Source organism: Dehalococcoidia bacterium (genome assembly GCA_035528575.1).
Lineage (GTDB): Bacteria > Chloroflexota > Dehalococcoidia > E44-bin15 > E44-bin15 > DATKYK01.
On record DATKYK010000024.1, the window covers coordinates 124879 to 130878 of the forward strand.

General features: G+C 47.9%; 7 protein-coding genes. 5 read left to right on the forward strand and 2 right to left on the reverse strand.

Annotated features, from left to right (window positions below; all coding sequences use genetic code 11):
* Window positions 1-21: 21 nt before the first annotated feature.
* Window positions 22-2220 carry a glycogen debranching N-terminal domain-containing protein gene (locus VMX96_06020; GenBank protein HUU63458.1) on the reverse strand — a complete coding sequence of 733 codons (2199 nt, stop codon included), beginning with the start codon at window positions 2218-2220 and terminating at the stop codon, window positions 22-24.
* Window positions 2221-2386: 166 nt separating this feature from the next.
* Complete coding sequence (locus tag VMX96_06025) at window positions 2387-3493, reverse strand: glycosyltransferase family 4 protein (GenBank protein HUU63459.1); 1107 nt, start codon at window positions 3491-3493, stop codon at window positions 2387-2389.
* A gap of 506 nt (window positions 3494-3999) precedes the next feature.
* On the opposite strand from VMX96_06025, the gene VMX96_06030 reads away from it, so the two are divergent.
* The 5 genes from VMX96_06030 to VMX96_06050 all read left to right on the forward strand — a co-directional run bounded on the left by VMX96_06030 (window position 4000) and on the right by VMX96_06050 (window position 5789).
* Entirely contained in the window at window positions 4000-4293 is a 294-nt protein-coding gene (locus VMX96_06030; protein ID HUU63460.1) for a hypothetical protein, read from the forward strand.
* Between the two features lie 44 nt (window positions 4294-4337).
* A complete protein-coding gene (locus VMX96_06035; GenBank protein HUU63461.1) occupies window positions 4338-4763 on the forward strand; it encodes an FAD-dependent oxidoreductase in 426 nt (141 codons plus the stop codon).
* A 66-nt stretch (window positions 4764-4829) separates the two neighbouring features.
* Window positions 4830-5069: a glutaredoxin domain-containing protein gene (locus tag VMX96_06040; protein HUU63462.1), complete on the forward strand. Its 240-nt coding sequence runs from the start codon at window positions 4830-4832 to the stop codon at window positions 5067-5069.
* Between the two features lie 16 nt (window positions 5070-5085).
* The gene (locus VMX96_06045) at window positions 5086-5235 is read left to right on the forward strand and encodes a hypothetical protein (GenBank protein HUU63463.1); all 150 of its coding nucleotides are present in this window, start codon (window positions 5086-5088) and stop codon (window positions 5233-5235) included.
* 215 nt (window positions 5236-5450) lie between these two features.
* Window positions 5451-5789: a hypothetical protein gene (locus VMX96_06050; protein HUU63464.1), complete on the forward strand. Its 339-nt coding sequence runs from the start codon at window positions 5451-5453 to the stop codon at window positions 5787-5789.
* Window positions 5790-6000: the final 211 nt, after the last annotated feature.

Here is a 6000-nt window from a genome sequence, read left to right on the forward strand (position 1 = left end):
ATTAAAGCGCACACAAGGATATTAATGAAGAAATACCACCTCAATACCAGCCTTGTTCTCAGTTACCTCGCATGTAGTCCCTTTGCCACGGCGTTCGAATCGCAGGTTTATGGTCCCTCTGCCAATATGTAGATTTTGCACTGAGGCAGCGCCAATCCATTGTGGCAATCTGGGGTTTACGTAGAGCCTTTTCGAGTGAATATCAGCCTTCAAGCCCAGCATCGATTGAAAGAGCAATATGGCACTGCCGGCAGCCCAAGCTTGAGGACTGCAGCTAACGGGATATGCTACTGGTACAGCAGGAATCTCCCTCTCACGAGCGAATCCACAGAAGAGTTCCGGTAGGCGGTTACTGGTAAAGAACATGCTAGCCTCGAAGAGCTGTGACGTTATCGCTTCCATCTCGTCAAAGTAGCCATATCGCCTCATACCAGCTATAATCAGGGAGTTGTCGTGGGGCCAAATACTCCCCTGATGGTAGCTCATCGGGTTGAACCTGGGGCTTCTGCTGGTGACAGTTCGTATACCCCAGCCACAAGACATATCCCGTGCACTAAGACGCTTAACCAGTCGTCGTGCCTTCTCATCGTCGACTATCCCGCAAAACAGGCAATGCCCCGGATTCGACGTCACCAGGTCTATTGGCTTTTTGTTACCATCGATTCCCTGGGCAAAGAACTGCTTATCTTCCAGCCAGAAATCGCGGTTAAATCTACTCTTCAAGCTTGACGCCTTTTCGGTAAGCCCATGAGCAATATCGGTATCTCCCTTTTGGCGCAAGAGCTCCGCCATATCAGAGAGGGCTCTATAGGCATAGCCCTGGACTTCAACCAGGGCTACCGGTGGCTCAACGGGAGTACCATCCGGGTAGGTAATTGAGGCACGGCTATCCTTCCAGCCCTGATTTCTTATTCCGCCTGAGGAACGGCTAAAATATTCTATGTAGCCATCGCTATCAAGGTCACCATAGCTTTCCATCCACTTAAGAGCGCCCTTTGCTGCCGGTATTATTTCCTCGTATAGTACGTTATCATCAAGCCACCTCATCGTTTCGGCGAACAAGATCAAAAAGAGAGGGGTAGCGTCAACGCTGCCATAATATGCAGAGTGGGGGACCTCTCCCAACCTCGCCATTTCCCCCTTGCGTATCTCATGCACGATCTTGCCTGGCTCTTCATCACGCCATGGGTCAACCTTAGTCCCCTGGTGCTTTGCTAAGAAGCGTAGGGTACCGGTAGCGATCTTTGGGTTCAACATTAGCGTCTGTAGTGATGTGATGAGGCTGTCCCGACCAAATACACAGGCAAACCACGGTATCCCTGCAACGGGTACCAGCCCCTCTGGCGTGTCCTCCATAAGGAGACGCATGTCAAGGACGCTGCGCTTAAGTAGTCTGTTAAAGGTTTCGTTATCCGTCTCCAGCGTGGTACATCCCTGCCACCATTTATGATAGTAATCCCGCATCTTAGTTAGGCTTCTTTCGAAAGAGCCTACCTTGCGGATATCTTCCCCTTCAGCGGCCTGGATATGGAAAGTAATGTCCAGGGGTGTTCGAGGTTTTAGGTTTAGGTCCCAACTGACGTTAGCGCAGGGAGGCCGACTTATTGTTATGGGTGTGGCTTCTAATGTTTCAGGAAGGAGGGTGCTTATACGGCGTCTTGGCCGATGATACGCGCACTCAGGTTCCATCTCCATTTTTTTAGGGGGCATTTCGAAGGTAATCACAGTACGCCGCCGAACACCATCCAATCCGTGGTAACCTAGCACCACTCCGGATTTTGTAGCCTCTGGAATACTTACTTCGCCACTCGCATTACGCTCCCATCCGCGTACCTCGAATATGTCGAGGAAATCGCTCCCAAAAGTGATTGTTATCTCAAGCGGTACATTGAATCGGTTGTGGTTGTAAAAGCTAATACGCTCATAAATTGCATCCGTGATAGTGCGAGTGCGACGGATACTGATGGTTCGTGCCAGAGCCACATTGCCATCGGGAAGTTCCATGGTCGGGTTAGCCATCTGAGCGATGGCAACGTAATTTTCATCAGCAGATGAGGACAGAAACCGCGGTTCTTTCCCATTGAGCCTCATCTCGAGTATACTGAGGTAGCGAGTGTCCTGATAATAGATGCCAAGCCGCCGACGCCCCTCCGGCATGTCTCCCATATCATCGCTAACCGCTAAAAGTTCCCCCTCTTTCAGAACAAGCTGTTCAGGCATGACGTATCCCTTGGTAATCTCCAGGTGTGGTTTCTAGTTTTTGCTCGCGCCGGTTTGATCCGGACCTTCCTGCTCCGCTTCTCACGGTGATACTGGCTTTAAGGAATATTCCCGAATATCGTGTGTCATATCCAGGGCTGAAGGTGCTAAGAGTTTTTTAGCAAAGTCATTTGTAACTCTGGGTACTTTGAAACACTTCGTGGACAGGCATTTTAAATATGTGGTAACGCTTGGTGATAGCCGCACTGCTATTGAGCACCCTCTCGTAAGCATCGAGATAGCCCTTGATCATCCGTGGATTGTCGAAATTGCGCTCAACATGCTCCCGGCAGTAGTGAGGCTCGATCTGGTCAACGAGGTATACCGCCTTTACCATCTCATCAATATTTGACACAAGATAGCCAGTTTTCCCATGAATGATCAGCTCTGGTGCCGCACCCCTGGAAAATGCTATGACCGGCGTGCCGCAGGCCATGGCTTCGATCATGGTCAGACCGAAAGGCTCTTCCCAGGTAATCGGCATTAGAAGGCAGTAGGCTCCAGCGTAAAGAGCGCGCTTCTGTTCAGAATCAGCTTCACCCAAAAATTGAATTTGCTTTCCATCGATCTTCGGCTTAATATCCTTGTCAAAATACTCTTTGTCCACGCGGTCGACCTTTCCAGCCATGACAAGCTTTTTACCAAGCCTCTTTGCTACCTCAATTGCATGATGAGTACCTTTTTCGGGAGAAATCCGTGCTAGGAACAGGAGGTAGTCATCTTTCTTTTCACAGTAAGGGAAGGTTTCCACCTTTATAGCATTGTAGACGACCCCGATAAAGTTCCTGTTTGATACAATTGGCATGGATTTCCGCTGAGAATAGCTAATAGTGTTGTAGAACCAGTCATAGTGGTCCCAGATTATTTTGGTGTTTGGCGTGACGTGACCGTGTATAGTAGTTAGCATTGGTGTTTTTATAAGGTGGCTCATGGCCATTGCCAGTTCACCACTGTGATTATGTACAATATCGAACCCCTTAGCCTGAGAGAGAGCAATAGCGCTATGTAACCATTCATAGGGGCTGGGGTCTGTTATGTCATAGGCCGTGCGTAAACTGCGATGTTGGACCCATTCAAGATTACCCTTAGTTGTAGAGTCCCCCGAAGCAAACAAGGTCACATCATGACCAGCAAGAGTAAGCCCATCGCTCAGCAGGCTAACAACTGCCTCCGTACCACCATAGGCAGGCGGGGGAACAGTTTCCCAGAGCGGAGCTAGCAATAAGATCTTCATGACACACCTCCCACAGTCATAGTTTGATTAAATACATACAACTATAGGTTTTTAGTCATTATGGCTAACAAGCCTTGCTTACTTTCTCAACGATACTGCAAACCAATTGTATTGCAGTCTTAACATTGGAGTTATGGATGCTTTGTGAGGAGTGATATTTGCCTGGAGTCACGACTGCCGTAGTGCGGAAACGTACTAAATGTCAAATCCGCGAGGATAACTCCTTCTAACTACGCATGTCCGAAGAGCTTTCAGATACACCTTAGCTTGATGAGGGTCATCTGAAAGCTAGGAAAGTTGTGCAATGATTTCTGCTGGTTACAGCATAGACTTTTACGGTAGTATTGTCAACAGTTCCCTGAGCGGTGTCCAGGACATACTATAAACTTTAACTCCTCTGTTTCCCTATGGCTAGATCCTCTCTATCCCTTATTATGCCTGACTCGACCCTGCGAAACATTCATAACCCGAAGTATCCACTTTCAGGGGTTCACTCCAGGCCATCCTTGAAGGATATCGGAGGGCAAGTTCTCACTACAACCGGCGTTGAGAACTACATGTGCTATCAGTATATTAAGGGCTTTGAGCTGATGCAGAAGTTCGAGGATCAGGTCAAGCAATTTCTACTGGAGCAGAAGCTAGGTCAGGGAGTAGCTGGGTTATCATCACTGGATGCGGGATTTGAGGTCACGATAGACAATGTTGAAAGCCATCAGGCAAAGGCGGTTATTGTCGCTACCGGAAAACGTCCCCGCACGCTAAATGTTCCAGGAGAGGAGCAGCTTAAGGGTAGGGTGTGACATACTGTGCTATTTGCGATGGCCCGCTATTTTCCGGGCAGAAGGTGGCTGTTATCGGCGGGGGCAACTCCGCCCTAGAGGCTGCTGACGACATGGTTAAGATAGCACAGCATGTTTATCTTGTGTCTCTGACATCGGTAACCGGCGACCAGATACTCATTGAAAAAGTTAAAGATGCCTTAAATCTAACCCTATTTTTAGAGCATGAGGTGTTAGAGATTGAGGGCCCAAACAGTGTGGAAGCTATTCTCATCAGGGATTTGAAAAGCGGCGAAGAAAAGAGGCTTTTTGTTGGTGGCATCTTTATCGAGATCGGGCTGCTCCCTAACTCGAAGTTTACTGGTGGTATCGCCAGGCTCAATAAGTTTGGTGAGATTAGTGAAGCAGGATTGCCCGGTCTCTTTGCTGCAGGCAATGTAAACAATGTTGTGGAGACAAATGTCACAGACAAAGGCTATATCCCAACCTAAAATGTATTATTGAGTTAGGGACCTGAAGTTAGAAAGGCTTTACCAAGTAGAGTACAGGATGAGGAGATGAGTGCCAAAGAGGTGAAGGTCTATTCCACCCCCACATGCCCCTGTTGTAGGAGGGTCAAGCAATTCCTTGAGGATAACGGCATCAAGTATAAAGACTTCAATGTCGCTGAAGATCCTGCCGCCCGCGAGGAGATGATCAATAAATGCAAACGATTGGCAGTTCCAACCATTTGCATTTATGGGGAGGTCATCTTGGGTTTCAACGAAGCGCAGCTTAAAGAGAAATTAGGCCTCTAATTTGCCGGAGGAGCTTATGCGTGCACTAATCACTATTGGCAGCGGCCCGGCCAGGGCTGACAGCCACGATCTATGCCGCCCAGAAGCGGATAGATGCCCTGCTCCTCAGTTCGGGATAGCAACGGACGTCTACATCCCCAAGAATGGGGAGGAAATGTATAGATAAAGAAGGATTATGCAAATTGACTATTACGAAGAAATATAATACGTTTATTAATAGAATATTTATATATTCAGAAAGATGCATTCGATAATGTTATATCACAGGAGCTATGCAGAGCTAAAGCTACATGACAGGGAACGAATCTCCAATATAGGATGCAATTTAGCTATAGAACCAAAAACGGCACTAATCGGATTAGCTAAAACGAGAAGGTCGAAATGACTAATAATTACAAGAAGTGGTTTGGTCAGAGTGCCTGGGTTTACGCCGATGAAGATGAGGATTTCTTGCCCGGGCTCTTGAAGACCATGGAAGATCACTTCCGAGGCTACGCCCAGTGGCAGAGCAACATTCATCTTCAGGAATACCCTCAATATCTGTGCTCTGCGAAGTTCAACGGCGGTACGGACGATATCGTACACCTGTGGCGTGACGGTCAGACATGGTGGCAATTATCAGGTGAATTCCGCGCAAAAGAAGAGAATAATGTCGAGCTAGTACTGAGAAAGTGTATCGATGATTATGCCAAGAAAAATGGGTTGGTTAAAAGTACGTGACTACTCTGTGATATGTTTGTGATCCCCAAGTGATGAGCATTTCTGGACAAGTTAAGTGGTCGTGAGCAGGAATATTTTCGACAGTATAACTTGCTAAAAATTAAGGGAGGTCCCCCTTCGGGAGCCTCCCTAGTTTCTTATTTGGAGCGGGAGAAGGGACTCGAACCCTCGACAACCTGCTTGGAAGGCAGGGACTCTACCAACTGAGTTA